The following is an 18660-nucleotide window of genomic DNA, read 5'->3' as shown; positions in this document are numbered from 1 at the left end:
ACTTCTCATAGCCATGAAAATTTTAGCCTTCGTTAACCACGTCCCCGATACCGAGACGAAAGTCAACATCGCCGGCGATGGAAAGAGCATCGATCACGCCGGGGTGAACTTCATGCTCAATCCGTACGACGAATATGCGGTGGAGGAAGCGTTGAAGCTGCGTGAAAAATTCACGGGGGAAGTTGTCGTCGTTTCTGTCGGCGGCGACGCGCACAAAGAGGCGCTCCGCAAATCGCTCGCGATGGGCTGCGATAAGGCGGTCCTGTTGAAGGATGTGTCGGTGCGCGATTCGTTCGGCGTAGCGCGCGCTCTTGCTGATTATGCGAAAGAATATTCGCCGGATCTTATCGTGTGCGGAAAGCAATCGATCGATTACGACGATGCGCAGGTCGGGGGTATTGTCGCCGAGATGCTCGGGATGCCGTCGGTTTCGGTCGTGGTGAAGTTGGAGATCGCAGGGAATATTGTAACGGTTGAACGGGAGATCGAAGGAGGACTCGAAGTCGTCCAGGCGAAACTCCCGCTCGTTGTGACTGCCCAAAAAGGATTGAACCAGCCCCGCTATCCTTCATTGAAAGGTATTATGGAGGCGAAGCGGAAGCAGATCGAGGAGCGAACGGTCAGCCCCGTCGATCCGAAGGTCGAGGTTCTCGGAATGAAAAAGCCGGCGGCAAAAGCCCCGGGGAAAATCGTTGGGACGGACGCATCGGCAGTTCCGGAGCTGGTAAGGCTCCTGCACGAAGAAGCAAAGGTCATTTGACGGATTGACAAGGGAAAAAAATGAAGATCATAGCATTTGCAGAACAGCGGGGCAACCGTTTCAAGAAGACAGCGTTTGAAGTCGTTGGCGCCGCCAGAACTGCCGCGGACCGGCTTTCGGCAGAGGTCGTAGCCCTCGTTGTCGGCGGAAACGTGGCCCCGATCGCGGGCGAAGTCGGAAGTTACGGCGCGGCGAAAGCGATCGTCGTTGAAGATCGCCGCCTTGAGAATTATTCCGTTACGGCGTACGCAAAGATCGCTGCCGAAATCGTCCGCCAGGAATCGGCGGAGATAGTTTTTTTTCCGGCAAGCGCCCTTGGCAAGGATCTCGCTCCCCGTGTCTCGGTAAAATTGGATGCAGGACTGGCGTCGGAATGCACGGCGCTCCGCGTTGAGGGCGGCGATCTCGTCGCCACCCGTCCCGTCTATGCCGGCAAGGGCATGGTCGAGGTCCGCGTGAAATCACCGGTCAAATTATTCTCGCTCCGGCCGAACGTCTTTTCTGCCGGAACCCCGTCGGGGGCGTCCGCTGTCGTCGAGAAGAGGACCGTCCCTCTTTCGGACGATGACTTTGGTGCCGTCGTCAAAGAGGTCAAAACGGTAAGCGGAAAAAAAGATGTCGCGGAAGCCGACATCATCGTGTCGGGGGGACGCGGCTTGAAGGGTCCGGAGAATTTTTCCATGATCGAAGAACTTGCGTCGACGCTGAACGCGGCGGTTGGCGCTTCCCGCGCCGTTGTCGATGCGGGATGGCGTCCGCATGACGAACAGGTCGGCCAGACCGGCAAGACGGTGGCTCCCTCGCTCTATGTCGCGGTCGGAATTTCGGGAGCCGTGCAGCATCTCGCGGGAATGTCGTCGTCGAAGTATATCGTTGCGATCAACAAGGACAAAGACGCGCCGATCTTTTCGATCGCGGACTACGGCATTGTCGGCGATGCCTTCGAAATTGTTCCAGCACTTATCACAGAACTGAAAAAAGGGAAAGAAAAATAAGAGGCAAATGTGACGCAGCGAGTTGCTATTCAAAAGGTTTTTTTATATACTCGCTTTAGGAAGAGAAATTTTTTCAGCAGAGGATGTACCGTGGAGAAAGTTCAGGTTGACATTCTGGGATTATCGACGAGCCCGTCCAGCGGCGGAGCATATGCGTTGATCCTGAAAGAGATGAACGGCAACAGGCGTTTGCCGATCATCATCGGGGCGTTCGAAGCGCAATCGATTGCGCTGGAGATGGAAGGGATCAAGCCGCCGCGGCCGCTGACGCACGACCTGATGAAGAACATCATCGATACGTTCGGGGTGTCGCTGCAGGATGTCACGATCAATGAATTGCGGGACGGAACGTTCTACGCAAAGATCACCATCGAAGGGGTCAGCGACAGCCAGGAGGTCGATTCCCGCCCGAGTGATGCCATTGCTCTCGCCGTGCGGTACGGTGTGCCGATCTTTGTCGCTGAAGAAGTGCTGAACGAGGCGGGCATTGTTGCCGAAGGGGAAGAAGAGGAGGCGGGCGCCGAACCGAAGGCCGAGCCCCCCGCGGCCATCAAGAAACACACCTCAAAACTGGAGCAACTCCAGACCTCGCTCCATGAAGCGATCGAGAAAGAAGAGTACGAAAAAGCGGCCAAGCTTCGGGACGATATCCGGAAGCTGACGATGGGAGATTGACCCCCGGCTTTCATCGACCGACGACAAGTTCCCTCATTTCCCTTACCGCACGTTCCAATCCGACAAACATCGAGCGCGAAATGATCGCGTGTCCGATGCTCATTTCATCGATGGAGGGAATGGCGGCGACCGGCTGCACGTTCACGTAATTCAAGCCGTGGCCGGCGTTGACGCCTAAATCCAATGTCTTCCCGTACTCGGCGATCTCTCTCACTTTTTGCAAAAGTTTGTCCTGAACCGCCGCCGAGCGGGCTTCGGCGTATTCCCCGGTATGGATCTCGATCATGTCAGCGCCGAGTTCCTTCGACGCATCGACCTGTTTTTTGACCGGGTCGACGAACAGGCTGACGAGGATCTTCTTTTCGTGCATCCTCCGGATCGTCTTGCCTATCTTCGCCTTATGGCGGACAACATCCAGCCCCCCTTCGGTGGTCAGCTCCTGCCGCTTTTCGGGGACAAGGGTCACAAGGTCGGGAACAATTTTGAGGGCGATGGCAATGATCTCTTCCGTTGCGGCCATCTCCAGGTCTAATTTTGTCCTGAGTGACTTTCGCAGCCGAACGACGTCGCCGTCGTTGATATGGCGCCGGTCTTCGCGCAAATGGCAGACGATGCCGTCCGCGCCGGCAAGCTCGCACACGGCCGCCGCGTCGACGGGGTCCGGTTCCTTCCCGCCGCGCGCTTCACGGACGGTTGCGATATGGTCGATATTGATCGAAAGCTTCATTGTCCCTTTTAGTTGATTGAAGTTACTAAGAAAATAAACGAAATTCACTGACGAATCACAAGGGATGAGGGTGCAGATGAAAGGGATACTTTGAACCGGCATGTGCTGGTTTGAAGGGGCACATAAGATTCCCTCATAAATGTCATTCGTGGTCGCAAGGAACGCTTCTTCTGGATGGCACTGACTCACTTTCAGTCCCTGTCATTCTGAGGAGCGAAGCGACGAAGAATCTATGACGCTACGGCCCGGTAACCCGCAGCTTCTTCTGAAAGCACTTTCTGCCATAACGATAGTGCAGTGTCATAGATCCTTCGACTCGTCCTGAGAAGCGGATTCGCTCAGGATGACACGGACTCGGCTTCCGTTCTTGTCCCCCTGACCGCCGAGGTCGTTAAGAACTCTCGCTGGCACATGAGGACACTCCCCGCCGAATCGCAACTTTTTGAGAGGCATTCCGTATCCCATAGCGAAGCATTCCGGCATATTCCTGATGAGGTGCCCATGAAAAGACTCTTACCGTTTCTTGCCATCTTCCTGTTATCCCCTGCTTTATCGATCGCCCAAACGGACCACCGGTCCTATCTCTTTGCGAAAGACGCCATGGACAGTCTGTCCAATGACGACCGCATCGGCTCGTTTGTCGACGACCTGCTCCAGAAAATTGAATCCGACGTTCAGGCCATGGTCCGCGACCGGGACAGGGAGCGCGATGACGGGAATGATTCTGCGGCGGTCTACCGCCGCTATCGTTCAATGGAGAGCGCAGTGACCTTCTCCGGCAACACGAGCATCGATCCGAGCGATACGATCGACGGAAACGTGGTGGTGAAAGGAGGGACGCTTACCGTCTACGGACTTATTCACGGCGACGCGCTGGCCATCAACGGCGATGTTATCGTCAAGGACGGCGGCAGGATCACGGGGAACGTCCGCTCGATCAACGGCACAGTAACGAAAGAAGGAAAAGGAGTCGTGGAAGGTTACAGCGAAGAGACCTCGTCGGCGCGCGACGCTGTGTACATGCGGCCGGGATATGAACCGAGCCGCTCGCACAAATTCAATCAGCTCTGGCTCGACGAAAATCAATTCCCCGATCATTTTCTTTTTCGTTATGACAGGGTGGATGGGTTGTTCCTCGGACTGGGAAGCGAGAAGAAATTTTATTGGGATGGCAGCAAAGTCATTTCCGGATTTGGTTCTGCCGGTTATGCCTTCAAAATTCACCGGTGGCGTCTTAATTTAGGACTGGACAGGCAGTTTGCGGCAGAGAATGCACTCTATGAAGTCGGCGCCGAAGGGCACAGCATCACCGACACAAAAGATGAATGGATCATGAAACTTTGGGAGAACAACATCACTTCCATTCTCTGGCATGAAGACTACCGCGATTATTTTACGCGCGAAGGATTCTCGGTAAACGCGGCGCGGTATACCAAGACCGAGGACATCTCCTCGCAGCTCCGCGTCGAGTACCGTGTTGACGACTATTCTTCGCTTTCGAAAGAAACGGACTGGTCCGTCTTCAGACCGAGTCATAGTTTTCGCGACAATCCGGCGGTTGCCGAGGGAACAATGCACAGTATTCTCGGCACTGCAGGACTAAGTACGCTTGAGGGGCATGGCCGCAGGATGTCCGGCTGGAATATTTTTGCAAGCCTGGAACGCGCCGGCGATCAGTTCGGCGGCGACTTTATGTTCACGGAAGCGGTCGTCGACGTCCGCCGTTTTCAGCCCCTTTCGGAGTACGACAAGATCAACGTGCGGGTCCGCGCCGGTTCGCTGGAAGGAGATTACCTTCCTCAAAAGTCGTTTGAGATCGGAGGAGCGAACACGCTTCCGGCATACAGCTTCAAGGAATTTGCCGGCAACAGAATGCTGCTGGGGAACTTCGAATACGTGTTGAGCGGCAGGCTGATGGAGGATGAATTCTTCTGGCCGGCGAGCCTGAACATCATCGCTTTTGCCGATGCAGGAGCAGCCTCGCTGGTCCCGACAACGAAGTCAATCGCCGACGGTTTTTCTACCATCAATGAAACGACGATCAAATCTGACCTTGGGTTCGGGTTAGGCTGGCACGACGAGAGCTGGCGGCTGGGGTTTGCATGGCGCACCGACGTCAAAGCTCCTGTCAGCGTTTTTCTCCGCCTGAACAGCCCATTCTGAGAAGCAGCGGCAGTTGGTCGGACAAAAAAACTCAGCCCCGCCGGCTGAGTTTTTTATTTTCTCACGACGTATTGCAGGAGCTCCGGATCCTGTTGAACGATCTTGATGTTTTTCGGTGTGGTAACAGTGGGACGAAGCGAGCCGGTCGTATCCAGCAGAATGGATTTGTAGTCGATGTACGATGAAAAATCCTTTTGCTCCACCGCTGCGATCTCTTCAATTCCCCCCCGCACGATGATGTCGATCTTCGGAGGGATGAGGACGACCACGCGGTTGCCGGGGACGTCGTTCACTTCGACGGGGATTCCCTTAAAGCTCTTCTCGGCGATCGGCTGCACGTCGATCTGAATATTGACGGTGGAGGGGGAGGGGACGATGCTGAATGCCAGCGTGTCCGAAACTCCGACCCGGGCGTTGACACCGTTCTTCAGGTCCGCGAACGTCAATTGGTCGGTTCGCCACCGGTCGATCTTATCGAGAAGGCCTTTGGCGCCAGAGAGGGAGACGCTGTCGGGGCTGGATTTAATTTCCCCAACGATTCCATATCCTTCATGAAAACTCATTGCCACGACCGGCTCGACGGGGACAACCTTTTTGATCTTTTCGTCAAGCAGCACGGCGATGGTATCGGGCTTGACTTCAAGCGTGCGCACTCTCTGAGGCATTTTCAGCCGGACGATCAGATCCTTATTCGTCACAAAGTTGTATTTATTCGAGATGTCGGAGACGTCGAGCACATAACGTACGTCCGGGACAAAGTACATTCCGGCGAGCTGCCAGCCCGTGGCGCGAACCTTGACGCTGACAAAAGAGGGGACCGGTTTTGCGAGCGCTTTGTTCGGCTTGATATTTTCCAGAATGAGGGGGACGGAAACGACGGTCTGGTATTCATACCCCATATTCACCGAAAGCCAGAGCGCTGCCGCAAACAGTGTGGAAAAAAATGCAATATGAAAGTTCTTGTTCTTCATTAAGGAGGCAGCAGAAATAAAAAATCCATCTTCGACGAGCGGCAGCATGAAGATGGAGCAAGATCGGCACCTTATACGGCGTTATTAATCACGAAACTTCGCCTTCATCAAATGGTCAAGTAGCTGTTCTTTGTTTGCCATGGAGATCTCTCTTCCGTAGATCGGCAAACCCTTGAAGCTTCGGGCATAGGAGCGAAGCTCGTGGACGGTCATGGCTTTGAGCTCGGCGAGATAGGCTTCCCGTTCGGTCGACTGAGGGGGAGAAAAGGCAACGTCCTCATCCTCCTCAACAAGCGGTTGTTCTGAAGGCACAGAAGGGGGAGCCTCGCCGTGGAGCAAAAGGGCGATTTCTTCTTCGGTGAGAATGGATTTAGCGAACACCAATGATTCCACCCCGTCGGCAGGACGGGGAATTACATGAGAAGAGATCAGCTGTCCGACGCGCTTTGCAGCCTCTGCCCCCGCCTCTACCGCAGACCGGACTGCCGCGGTGTCGCCGATAATTTTAATTGTGATCATGGCAGGGTCGGTTCGTTCCTTTCCCAGCAGGCGTACATTCGAAGTCTTAACCATTGCGTCCGCCGCTTCGATCGCCGCCACAAGGCCTTTCGTTTCCACCATGCCGAAAGCAAAGTCCATCATCTGCGTACTCGACTCTAATCGGAAAAGAACCGCTATTTTACTGCCGGTCGTTTAGGAAGGATCATTTCAACATCGCTGTGCGGCCGCGGAATGACATGTACCGAAACCAGCTCGCCGACCCTCTGCGCTGCCGCTGCTCCGGCATCGGTTGCGGCTTTCACTGCTCCCACATCGCCCCGGACCATGACGGTAACATATCCTCCGCCGATTTGCTCCTTGCCGATCAGTGTAACCTTGGCTGCTTTCACCATTGCATCCGCCGCTTCAATCGATCCGACAAGTCCTTTTGTTTCAACCATTCCGAGGGCATCGAGTGAATTGTCTGACATGTACGTCTCCTGCTATTGTAGTTGAACTGTTGATTGCCTAGCAAAGTGGGGGAAATATAAATAAGAATGAAGTGAGAGTCAAACCGATCGCAGCGTGTGCTCCCGGTCTGCAGGGGAGCAAAAGGCGAATCGTTAGATTGGCTTTTTCGTTGCAAGGGCGATAATTGATAGTCCGAAAGGCAAGGTCGCTGTTCGCAAGAGGAATCGCTCGAAGCCGAAGATTTCCTTCAGGAGGAAGTTGATCGGGCCAGGAGGGATGTCGAGGGTAACATCGTTCTTAGCCTTGAAGAACCTTTCTGCTCCTCGGCCGACAAGCGCTGTGGGGAACAAAAGCGTATTATAGTATGAAATGCGTTTGATCGTGAAACCGCTTCCTTCCAAGACATTTCGCAGCTGCGATTTGACATAACGGCGTTTGTGGTGATTCAGATCGTCATGGCTGCTCCAAAGAAATTGGTAGGCAGGAACGGTCACTAGGATGTTCCCCTCTGGTTTGATCAGCTCATGTGCCTGCTTCAACACCCCTTTATCATCGTCGATATGTTCGATGACATCCAGGAGTGTGACCAGGTCGAACCGGAGGTCGCGGCGGGGAAAAGTGTCGAGCGTGCAGCAGAAGGCGTTTGCAAGCCCCCGCTTATGGCAGAAGTCGATTGCGAGGGGGGACATGTCGGTTCCGTAAGCATCGCATTGTGCTTGGAACATCGCGAGGATCGCTCCCGTACCACAGCCGACATCGAGCACTCTTGAATGTGAAGAAAGAGGCACATTGCGCCGGACAATGTCGGAGACAATACTCTGACGGGCTGTAAACCACCAGTGCGTTGTCTCAACTTCAAAGAATTTTTTATAGAGTTGATCTTCCATCGATAAGTACCTTCAATCTGCTACGCCGGAAGTGCGATGAATGAGAAGATCACTGGCTTTCCTGCCTCAGCGTGCCATGTGAAGTGGATGATCACCGATGATTCTTTGATGCCGTATGACCGTGATATCCATCCTTGTTCGGTTGTCAAGTGTACGCTGGGTGGGAAGAGGCAGTGAGCGATCGTCCGATTATTCAAAACGATGTCAGCGTTCCCCTCTTTTGCTGATACTGTTATTCCGTGCTCAAGATGAAAATATGAATGAACTTCAGGAACATTCTTTGTAAAGCTTTCTTCGACGGCAAAAAGATGATGGTCCGGCTCATACCGGATACTACGCTTATAGAGGTCGGCAAACGGTCCATCGAAGCCGCATTCGACCCGAATCTCTTTCCGGGTTTGCATGGATCCTATAATCCTGCCGTTCAGACTTCTTTTCCACCCAAACCAGCGCTTTGACTCGAAAAAATCCGAGGCCGGCGAGATTGTGACATTGTGGGCTCTCGCCGACCGGAGGTAATCACGCTCCTGATCGTTTCCAACGTAAATGGAGGTTCCTGTTTCTGCTATTATAGAACATCCATTCAAATAAATGACCGGAGAAAATAAATCATTATGGCTGTGTGATGAAAAGCCATTCCCCCCCATTCCAAATTCACCCGCACGGAAGAAACAATACTCTCCGTAATGTTGATTTTTGATGACGACGTGACCGCTCCGAGGGAATATCGTTCCCGATTCCGACGGTACGACCGAACGATTCTTTCCTTTTCCCTCCCATTCGGAGGAGGAAAGCAGCCAATAGGCTTCTTCGTTGAAAAAGGATTCGTCGGAAAATGCTTCGTTTTTGAAGAGCGCGCCACCAGCAGCGATCAATCCGCGTACGTCCCAAAAATTTACTGAGGGTGAAAGGGAGAATCCCCTTCCGTTGTCGAAGTCGCCGTATCGGGGGAGAAGGGAATCGGGTGTACGTATCGCGAAAAGATAGCCGATCATTTTTTCGAGCCGCCCCTTATAGTCTTCCGAAAAGGGATGGCCCGATCTTACAGCTCGAATGAACGACAGCAAAAAGAAGTCGACATTGAAGCGGTGGTATGATGACGATTCTTCTTTTGATATTCCGTCATCAAAGACCTGACGGAGAATTTCTTCTTCAAGGATCCTTTGTGCTCTATGCCCCCATCGGTCGGACTCGTCGAAACGAAACGAGCATGCGGCAATAAACAGCCCGGCGGCTTCTCCGATCAGATGATTCGTGGGGACTATTTTGTCCAGCGACAAATGGTACGAGAGGAATGTCAATTGCTCCCAGACACTATTGAGTATTGTCGTTCGGACAGTTTTCGGCAGATGATCTTCAATAAATTGGAAAGCCAACGTCCACGAGATCAATCGAACGCCGATTTCAAGCGGACTCGCCCAATTGATGCCGATGGTACAGGGGTTTTCCTCGATCCAGTTCAGCCACTGGGCAACCAACTCGTCCAGATATGCCCGGTCGCCTGAAAGATAGAACGCCTGCCCCAACGTAACAAAATATTGATGGCGGCTCAATTCCCACACAAGCTTAACGTCTCCCGGAGCCCCCTCAGAGTATATCGAGATCTCTCTGTAAACTCTTTTCTCCCACTCTTTCATCGAATCCGGGTCCCGGTGCCAATTCACATTTCGGTCAAACCGGATTGACCGTCCCAGGAACTCGAATTGGCGGGCCCGATAGGATTGAGCCGCGGCAAGGAGAGACGCAAACGCGCCTGGAAAGGCCGACCTGAACCGGGCTCCGGCTTCTTGTTCCAGAGGAAGCGTTCCGTTGAATGAAATTGAAGCGAGGGATTGTTTGCAGCCGAGGCGCAGCGTTTTGTTGCGGTGTCGTTCCGCAGCCGCCCGATATGCCTTCAATGCAACGATGGAGAGGAATCGAACAGGCCCAGCCGTTCGAATTCCAAGAGTGCAGAATTTTATGATATTCACCGCAATATCGCGCAGGGAGGATTGGGAAAAAGTTTGTCCGCCATAGCCCGCATGGGAGGGTTATGACCGCAGCATCAATTTCTTCATCGTGGTCAGGCCGTCGGTCAGAGAGCGGGCCGGTGTCCAGCCGGTCTCTGAACGGATCTTTCCGATGTCAAGGACATTATACGGGACGTCGAACGTCCGCTCATTGTCATACGCAACCCGGCAGGAGACCGCAAACGTTGTTTGAATCAAATTGACAATTTCGTTCAAAGAAGTTCCGGTGCCTGTTCCGACGTTGAACACTCCCCGCATCGAGGTTTTTTTCACCGCGGCTGCAACCGCGGCGGCCAGGTCCTCTTCATACAAATAATCCCTGACAGCTGATCCGTTTCCCCAAATAGTGATCTCTTCTCCTTTTAACGCTTTGTTCAAAAAAACGCCGACGGCTCCTTGGGGACGGAGCGGATGCTGGCTCGGTCCGTACGGGTTAGCGAACCGGAGGATCACGTAGGGAAGGGCGTAGTTGAACGAGAACAATTTGATAAATTTTTCGACGGTCAATTTTGAGATTCCGTACGCCGAGATCGGCTCCGTTGGAGCGTCTTCAGAAATCGGTCGATGCGCTGCGGAAGCGCCGTACACCGTTCCCCCGGACGACGCGAAAATGATCCTAGTCGACTTATTCTCTTTAAGCAATTCGAGCAAACGGACGGTCGGGAGGACGTTTGTCTCGACATCGTACTTGATGTCGTTCATCGATGTTTGCGGAATCGTGGTACCGATGAAATGAAGGACTGTCGTAGCTCCTTCGAGCGCCTGCTTCAAATCGCCGAGGTTGGAAAAATCGCCGAATTGCAGGTCGATCTTATCGATGACGGACCTGATGCGGTAGGTGTCCTGTCCCTCTTTATCGAAGACTCGGACATCCATTCCTTCTTCGACCAGCCGTCGCGTAACGACGGATCCGAGGAAGCCGCAACCCCCCAGGACCAGGGCAATATTATTTCTTTTTGGCGGCACCGCGAGTGGTCCCTTTTTTGGTTTCGCGAATAATAAATTTGGGGGAACTGTTGGAGTTCATCAGGATTCTCCCGGTGTATTCGCCGATGAGCCCGAGAAAAACGATCTGCATTCCGCCGATCACCAGTACCACGACCATGAGCGATGTCCATCCTTGCACAGGAATATTGTACATGATCTTTTGAGCTACGACGATCGCTGCTCCTATCAAACCGGCAAGAGCGCTGACTAGCCCGAGCATGGAGGCGATCTGAAGGGGCTTGATCGAAAAATTGACGAGAAGGTTGAGGCCGTGATTGATCAACCGAAGGACCGTATAGTGCGATTGAAAGTCGGACCGGTCGTTTCTGACGGTCACCCCGCCGATGTTCGTCGTCGTCCAGCTGATGAGTCCGTCGATGTAGGTATACGACGAATTGTATTTGACTATTTCATCCGCAACCCATTTCTTCATCACGCGGAAACTGCTGAAATTGCCGTTCAGCGCCGTCGTGAGGATCTTTCGGGAAATCCATTTGCTGAAGTCCGAGGTCATGTTCCGGAATAGGTTGTGTGCGCGCTCTTCCGGGAGCCCGTAGACAACGTCGAAACCTTCGTCAAGTTTCTTGATCATGCCGGGGATCTCTTCTGGAGGATTCTGCAGATCCTGGTCCAGGGTAACCACAATGTCGCCATGGGCGCACGAAAGTCCCGCCAGCGTTGCATTGTGCTGGCCGAAGTTCCGGCTGAGCTGGACGGCGCAGATGTTCCGATCCCGCGTCTGAAGTTTGGTGAGGACGGAGAAACTGTTGTCCGTGCTTCCATCATCGACAAAGATTATTTCATAATGGCCGAGCGACGATGCAACGGGAAGCAGCCGTTGATACAGACGCTCAACCATGAGGGCGCCGTTGTAGACAGGGATGACAAACGTAGTCATGAGCATTCTGGGAAAGGAATAAAGATAAGGAACGGTACCAAGATAGCGAAGATGCATGTGTGATTCAACTGGAGGGCCTCCTACCAATGCAGATGATAGACGCGCAATTTTCCGTAGCAATTTTCGGGAAGCTCTGCGACCAGCGTTCCGCGCTGCTTGACGATCTCTTCTGCCTGGTCGCGGACGGATCTCCAAAAATCCTTTCCCCACGTTTCCGCGTCTCCAGTAATCATATACTCCGGCTTGAATCTTTCGACCTCCCGCAAATAGGTATACTGGCAGCGGAACGGCTGGTGCTGGAACCCGAACCAGAAGGTGATTGACCCCCACACGCGCGCATTCTGCGGGATCGCGGATTGAAGACGTCCGATCGTTTCGGAATATGAGCAAGATCTATGCTGCCACAACAAGCTTGCGTCGCCGGCGAGCTGGTTCAGAGAGAGAATGATGAAAAGCGCCCCTGCGAGCGATTCCTTCCAATACCGCGAACGGAAAACCCGTCGGAATCTTCCCGGAAGCGCTTGCAGTTCCCCAAGGTTCTCATCGATGCCTCCTGCCGCGATGATACACAGCAGGGGCAGAACCGAGGTTGAATAAAGCACCGTTTTGCTTGAGATGAAAAAGAAAGAGCACAACGCTTCAACGCCGAGAACGATGGCAAGAGTACGTAACGGTTTTTTTCTGGACAACATAGCATACCCCCATCCGGCGGCGAAGGCCAGGACGATCGGAGCTCTGTACGGAAATCGCATATATTCGAGGACGCGTCCCCATTCGCCGGCAAGGCTGTTGGATAGCCAATGGGATTGTCCAAGCGCTCCGGTTCGGTTGTCGAGCTGAAGGTAAAATGTTGCAAATGAATTTTGTGCATCGTTGACGGCCACGTACGCAAGATAAGGAAAAACGCCGGCAGCAACGCCTGCGGCAACAAACCAGGCGCCTCGCGAGGTGAACGTGCGCGCTCTGTACGTCAGAAGCAGAACGACGGAGAGTGCGATCAAATGAAGGAGCGCGTTAGGGTGGGTCCAGAGAGCGATGCCGGAGAGCAACCCCGACCAGAAGAAATTCCTCGATCGTCCGGTTTCAATGCCGGAAAAAAAGAAGAGGAGCGAAAACAGTTCGAGGGTGGCAAGATAGATTTCGGGACGGATGGTTCGATACACGAAGAACATCATCGTTTCGATCAGCGTGAACCACACCGCCACTAGCGCCGCCCGTTGTGAAAAGAATTTTTTCGTGAAGAGATATACCCCGGCGATCAACAATGCCCCGCAGGCAACGGACACGACTCTCCCCTGCGCCGGTCCAACGCCGAAGAGAGCGTAGGAGGGGGCCAGGGCAAGGCTCAAGAAGAGGCGCGGCTGAAGCAAAATCTTGTCGAACGCGATGTAGTTCTCAAGGACCGGATTGTACATCTTTCCCTCATGGATAAGCGTCGATGCGGTGATCGATTCCCACGGCTCATCGACCCATACGCGCGGATAGTTATCCAGCATGAATGTCGAGAGCAGAACATAGAACACCATAAGGAGGAGAAACGATCTGTGTTCCGCCGCATTCGCTTTGAGCGTCGCAAGAAGGCTATTCGACATCGAAAACTCTCATCCACATTTCGAGGTTGAGGATCTGCCACAATACGGGGTAGGCAATCGACGGCGGATCGCTGTGAAGCCGTTTCTGGAGTCCGGGCTGATCGAAGAATCGCCGTGAGCGAAGGGGCTCGTCCCTAAGGAAGGAGCGAATTGCGGGGAGCAGGCCCACCATCCATTCGTTTTGCGGGGTCACGAAGCCCATTTTATCTTTGCGCCACTGAATTTCTTTCGGCAATATCCCTTCCCCGGCGGATCTCAGCGGATACTTCGACCAGCCGTTGTGAATTTTGTACGAAACGGGAATGCTCATCCCGTATTCGACAACGCGGTAGTCGACGAAGGGGACGCGCGCTTCGATCGAAAATGCCATTGAGTTCCGGTCCTCGTAATGAAGGAGCTGCTGGAGGTTGAAAGCTGTTTCTTCCTGGAGCAGGCGCGCCTGAAGATTGTCATTCCGTTTTTCGACCACCGTTGATTTCTTTCCGTGGATGGATGAGAATTCCGGATCCATCAGGGCGATACCGGGGACGATCTGTTGATATGCCGACAAAGGAAGAAAATCCCTGCCGGTCTTCCCAAGCAATGCAACGAGTTGCCGATATACCGGCAGATTTGTGACGGACCTAGTTCCGGCCAATTCGTTTAGAAGAGCGCCGAGACGGGCGCGGCGAAGGAGCTGTGAGTGGTAGATCGGTGTGTGCCATGCATAACCGCCGAGCAGCTCGTCCCCCCCCTGGCCGTCCAACAACACCGTCACCTTGTGCTCCGACGCAAGGCGCATCACGTTCCACTGCGCGTAGACGGACGTCGAATTGAACGGTTCATCCTGATGGTAGACGACCTTTCGCAGTTCTTCCCACAGCAGCTTCCCATCCGGCCGGACGAAATGCGGTTCGGCGTTTGTGCGGGCGATGACTCGGTCGACAAACGGCTTCTCGCTCAATGCGGCATTGTCGTAGACTGCCGTGAACGTTTTCTGGTGTTCGCCGATGAGCGACCGGTCGATAACACCGTTCTTGAACATCAGTTCGTTCGCGATGCAGACAATAGTGGAAGAATCGAGCCCACCGCTCAGGCAGCTTCCCAGCGGCACATCGGTGCGCAGCCGGAGCTTGATTGAATCATACAGCAGCTCCTTGAATTGTTCCGCAAATTTTTTATTGTGCGATTCGTCGTAACTGCCGGGCTCGTCATTGCACGCCAACGTATAATACCGGTTGACCGTAAATCGACCCGAGGCATCGGCGATGAGATAGTGGGAGGGGGGGAGCTGCTTGATGGCGGAGAAGAATGTCTCGTCCGTATGGTCAATGACGGCGTACGCCAGATAATCATAGACGATCTGATCGTTGGTCCTGCGTGCAACGCCGGGGTGAATCAGCAGGGCTTTGATCTCGGAGGCGAAAGCAAACGTGTTATCGTTTTTGAAATAATACAACGGCTTGACGCCGAATCTGTCCCGTGCGCAGAACAAGGTTTTCTTTCGGTTATCCCACAGCGCGAATCCCCACATCCCGTTGAAGCGGGAGAGGCATTCGGTTCCCCATTCCTCATACGCATGGATGATGACTTCTGAATCAGTCTTCGTCCTGAACCGATATCCCTTCACGGCAAGCTGTTCCCGGAGTTCAATGTAATTATAGATCTCTCCGTTAAAGATCAGCCACACGGTACCATCAGCATTCGACATCGGCTGGTGTCCGGAAGGGGAAGGGTCGATGATGCTTAAGCGGCGCCAGCCGAGTCCGAGGGAAAAGGAGTCCGGCGACGAAGCAGAGATAGAGTGATGGAGTTCCTTGGCGGCAGAAACGGAGCCGGTTCCCGCCCGCTGCTCGCACTTGCCGGAGGCCATGTCAACCAGAAGGTACCCCTCATCGTCCGGACCGCGGTGGCGGATGCTGTTCGTCATGGAGAGGAGTGTTGCGGGGTCGATCTGCCCGCCTTGCCGCGACAGTATTCCTGTAATGCCGCACATTTATTGTCCTATTTCAGCGTGCGATGATTGTACTATGGCTGTTTCATTCTTTTCCCAATAATTGTAGATCTCACCGGCTGAGCAGCCCCAGGCATTTCGATGATGGGCTTCTTCAATCAGCGTTTTGTAGACTTGCCACCACATTTCATTTACAATGTTGTGTGGATGCCAGCTCAAAGTTAAACACCCTCCCACAGCTTCAACTTCGTCCATCAATTGGATCGAGTGCTTTATCGCAAGGTCAGCGTCATATTCTAAAGCATTATTAGTAAATAAACCCCCGTCCATAATATGTTGAGGAATTTCAAGTATTGACAATGGCTGTTCTTCTGCGTGGTTCCAGCAGGTGTAAGGAAAGCTGGTTGCCGCCCGAAAGCCTATTGATCTGTTGAATCCTTGAGTTGAATCAGTTTTGAAACCGACGCGTTCTTGAAGGTTCGGTGTCAGGCGAACATCGTAATGCAAATAATGCTGGCGTGTGCTGATGATAGCTTTTCCAGTAGCGTCCTCTATTTCTGCCTTTTGCGCGGAAAGTAATTTTTCATTCAACGCCGAATGATAACTTCCATGCAACCCTATTTCCCAACCCGCCTTGTCAATTTCATGAATCATTTCCTGCACTGACATTTTTTTACGGCCGTAAACAATACTATCTGATAACTGGTATGAGCAATCCCATTCGTGAACGTGCGAACCCGGCGCAGGAAAAAAATAAAAGGTCGAATGGAAACCGTAAGAATTTTCTAATTCAAGCCACTGCTCGAATTTCCATAGTGGATCATTTTTCCCCCTCCTAAGCAGAGGCTGCAGCATGAATTGGCCAAGAAGCCGGACCACATTTGTCGATTTCTTGAGTGGCGTAATTTTCGCACGCCTCATGCCGTTGAGAGCTTGCCATGCGGCTTTCCGGCTCAATGCAATTTGAGAGACAAAGTCCACGTCATGAGTCAGGCAAACGGCAAATTTCTTACCATTAGGCCATCGAGGATAAGGCAATTGTTTTTTCAACTGCTTTTGTAACTTAGAAATCTTCTTGTCGAGCGTTGGCTGATACAATGTCCCATTCCTTTGTGCGTCCGCATACTGCCAATCCCAATTACCCCATGTGTCCCGAATCGGTTTTTCAATTTCTTCCAGTCGCGCGATCTCACGGAAAGTGTCCGACAAAATCGAGGGATCGATTTCATTAATAGGCACAATGCCGTTGAGAACACGTAGAATGAATCGATACGAGTGCTGATCTCTCGTACTGTGTTTGGTTTCAGGCATTTGCTCCTCTTTTCCATTCATTTCGAACCATTTCCCTTTTCCACCGTGGCGGAAGAACTAGTTCGTGGATTGTTGTGTAGATAAAACTGCGAACCGAGCTGACCATTAGCGACGGGTTGTTTGTTTTAACCGATTTAGTAACCTGTGATAATCGCATCCGGAGGGGGTTGGTTGATACAGCCGCCCACGATCGAGGAGTGGATAAAAAATCATTTGGAATCAACTCGCGATCGATAGAAAACGAGATGACACAATCCATGATGTCGCTGGTGAAATGAGCATCGGCCCCTGCGACCATTGGTTTGTCCAAACGCCGGGCTAGTTCGAGTGACCGCGCATTTTGCTCTGACCCGCACCGGGAGTTGAAAACTTCGATGACATCCACTGCGTTTAATATCTCGTCGTTCAATGTATGACTTTGAAAAGGATGAGGAAGGACGGAAATTCCACCTTGTCCCTTGATCATTCGAATGACCTCTATTGATTTTCTGGATGTAATCTCCTCTTGCAAAAACAATCCAATGATATCTCCGATTTCGGTATGATACTCGGCACCAATAATTACCTGAATTCCATATTCTTTGGCAAGTTTTGCCACCTGGATTGAACCTTGGATTGTATCGTGGTCAGTGACACATATCGATTGAATCTTATGATCCCGACAATAGTGCAGGACCGTAGCCGGAGAAGCAAAACAGTCGTAAGAAGCAGATGTGTGTATATGAAACGCGAGAGTACGCATATTAGTCATCGAGTATTACTTCATTCCAGAATATACGCCATTAGAGAAATTAACGTAATCTGAATATTACAAGTATGGAGTCCCTTAACAATTTGAGACACCGAATGATCAGGACGAAAGGGTCATCAATGCCTAAAAAATCCTTATGGACTCTAGGATTGAACGCGGTCATTATTATGAAGGGGATGGCCGATGGTCGTTTGAGGCCATGCAAAAAATCTCCTGATAGTAACCATTGATACGTCGTCATTTTGTATTCACTTGTGTAATCAAGTTCTTGGCCGGTAGCGATTTTTACATAATCGGCCGGAAAGTCGGCGCCGGCTGCTAATGCTAATTCCAGTGAACCCCAAAATTTTGCATTAACCTCAATCAATGAGTAATCATGTTTGCTCTCATCGTATCGAAATTCAGCCATTGCAACCCCGTTCCAATGCAGAGCGTCCAGAAGTTTTCGTCCGTAGAGCTCAAGATGAGGATCGTTGAATGAGCATGCGCAACAACTCACCCCTCCTGTTGGCGGATATTCGCGTATGCGCCGATGCATAAATATCCTCTTGCACTCTCCCTGTTCGTATATTGCAAAAAATCCGCACCCCCAGCCGTGAATGAATTCCTGCACAATAGGGTAATCGTCCTGCGCCAGATCGTATTTCTCGACGAGAGAATAGAATTGATGAAAAGCCTCTACTTTGCTATTCGCCGTCGCAACAATTCCTTTCCCGCTTTCCCGCCTTCCTTTTATGATTATTGGAAGTCCAACTTCTTTTATAGCATCGGCAATATCTTCAGTATTTTTGATAAGAAACGTTTTGGGTGTTGGCACCCCCACATTCATGGCGATCTTTTGAATGTTGAACTTATCGCAAGCGATCTCTTCTGATTCGATGTTAGGCACGACAATCTTGGCATATTGGCTGATTTCGATCTGGTGCTTTGCAACGAAATGAGTGACGGGAAATCCGATAGGGACTAACACATCGAATGTATATTTCTCCAAAAGGCGAAAAATATCTTTCACGAACGCCTCTTCGTCCTCCTGGTGCACATTATATACTT

The 18660-nt window shown here is 52.2% G+C and carries 17 protein-coding genes; 4 read left to right on the top strand and 13 right to left on the bottom strand.

What is annotated here, in order from left to right:
• Positions 1-13: 13 nt before the first annotated feature.
• From VMF88_00140 to VMF88_00130, 3 genes are all read left to right on the top strand, one after another.
• Positions 14-760 (top strand): electron transfer flavoprotein subunit beta/FixA family protein, encoded by a 747-nt coding sequence (locus VMF88_00140; GenBank protein HTY09452.1) that lies wholly within the window; start codon positions 14-16, stop codon positions 758-760.
• 20 nt (positions 761-780) lie between these two features.
• Complete coding sequence (locus tag VMF88_00135; protein HTY09451.1) at positions 781-1755, top strand: electron transfer flavoprotein subunit alpha/FixB family protein; 975 nt, start codon at positions 781-783, stop codon at positions 1753-1755.
• A gap of 90 nt (positions 1756-1845) precedes the next feature.
• A complete protein-coding gene (locus VMF88_00130; protein HTY09450.1) occupies positions 1846-2430 on the top strand; it encodes a bifunctional nuclease family protein in 585 nt (194 codons plus the stop codon).
• 10 nt (positions 2431-2440) lie between these two features.
• On the opposite strand, the gene VMF88_00125 is transcribed toward VMF88_00130, so the two are convergent.
• On the bottom strand, positions 2441-3157 hold the full coding sequence (locus VMF88_00125) for a pyridoxine 5'-phosphate synthase (protein ID HTY09449.1): 717 nt from the start codon (positions 3155-3157) through the stop codon (positions 2441-2443).
• A gap of 501 nt (positions 3158-3658) precedes the next feature.
• Here VMF88_00125 and VMF88_00120 point away from each other — a divergent pair.
• A complete protein-coding gene (locus tag VMF88_00120) occupies positions 3659-5320 on the top strand; it encodes a hypothetical protein (GenBank protein ID HTY09448.1) in 1662 nt (553 codons plus the stop codon).
• Between the two features lie 53 nt (positions 5321-5373).
• Here the strand turns inward: VMF88_00120 and VMF88_00115 are convergent, their stop codons facing one another.
• From VMF88_00115 to VMF88_00060, 12 genes are all read right to left on the bottom strand, one after another.
• A complete protein-coding gene (locus VMF88_00115; protein ID HTY09447.1) occupies positions 5374-6339 on the bottom strand; it encodes a CdaR family protein in 966 nt (321 codons plus the stop codon).
• 36 nt (positions 6340-6375) lie between these two features.
• Positions 6376-6933: a BMC domain-containing protein gene (locus tag VMF88_00110; protein ID HTY09446.1), complete on the bottom strand. Its 558-nt coding sequence runs from the start codon at positions 6931-6933 to the stop codon at positions 6376-6378.
• A gap of 32 nt (positions 6934-6965) precedes the next feature.
• On the bottom strand, positions 6966-7262 hold the full coding sequence (gene eutM, locus VMF88_00105; GenBank protein HTY09445.1) for an ethanolamine utilization microcompartment protein EutM: 297 nt from the start codon (positions 7260-7262) through the stop codon (positions 6966-6968).
• A 132-nt stretch (positions 7263-7394) separates the two neighbouring features.
• On the bottom strand, positions 7395-8129 hold the full coding sequence (locus VMF88_00100) for a class I SAM-dependent methyltransferase (protein ID HTY09444.1): 735 nt from the start codon (positions 8127-8129) through the stop codon (positions 7395-7397).
• A 20-nt stretch (positions 8130-8149) separates the two neighbouring features.
• Positions 8150-10099, bottom strand: coding sequence for a heparinase II/III family protein (locus VMF88_00095; protein ID HTY09443.1), 1950 nt, complete (start codon positions 10097-10099; stop codon positions 8150-8152).
• A gap of 60 nt (positions 10100-10159) precedes the next feature.
• Positions 10160-11104 (bottom strand): NAD-dependent epimerase/dehydratase family protein, encoded by a 945-nt coding sequence (locus tag VMF88_00090; protein ID HTY09442.1) that lies wholly within the window; start codon positions 11102-11104, stop codon positions 10160-10162.
• A complete protein-coding gene (locus VMF88_00085) occupies positions 11085-12023 on the bottom strand; it encodes a glycosyltransferase family 2 protein (GenBank protein ID HTY09441.1) in 939 nt (312 codons plus the stop codon). The genes VMF88_00090 and VMF88_00085 overlap by 20 nt, the downstream gene beginning before the upstream one ends.
• Positions 12024-12103: 80 nt before the next feature.
• Positions 12104-13615, bottom strand: coding sequence for a glycosyltransferase family 39 protein (locus VMF88_00080; GenBank protein HTY09440.1), 1512 nt, complete (start codon positions 13613-13615; stop codon positions 12104-12106).
• Complete coding sequence (gene asnB, locus VMF88_00075) at positions 13605-15590, bottom strand: asparagine synthase (glutamine-hydrolyzing) (GenBank protein HTY09439.1); 1986 nt, start codon at positions 15588-15590, stop codon at positions 13605-13607. The genes VMF88_00080 and asnB overlap by 11 nt, the downstream gene beginning before the upstream one ends.
• On the bottom strand, positions 15591-16859 hold the full coding sequence (locus tag VMF88_00070; GenBank protein ID HTY09438.1) for a polysaccharide deacetylase family protein: 1269 nt from the start codon (positions 16857-16859) through the stop codon (positions 15591-15593). It abuts the gene before it with no gap.
• On the bottom strand, positions 16852-17601 hold the full coding sequence (locus VMF88_00065) for a PHP domain-containing protein (GenBank protein ID HTY09437.1): 750 nt from the start codon (positions 17599-17601) through the stop codon (positions 16852-16854). Before VMF88_00065 ends, VMF88_00070 begins: the two co-directional genes overlap by 8 nt.
• 49 nt (positions 17602-17650) lie before the next feature.
• Positions 17651-18622: a hypothetical protein gene (locus tag VMF88_00060; GenBank protein HTY09436.1), complete on the bottom strand. Its 972-nt coding sequence runs from the start codon at positions 18620-18622 to the stop codon at positions 17651-17653.
• Positions 18623-18660: the final 38 nt, after the last annotated feature.

This window comes from Bacteroidota bacterium (assembly GCA_035506275.1).
Classification (GTDB): Bacteria; Bacteroidota; Ignavibacteria; order UBA10030; family UBA8401; genus JAGVPT01.
Note: the sequence above shows the minus strand (reverse complement) of the source record. Positions and strands in the feature narration are given on the sequence as shown.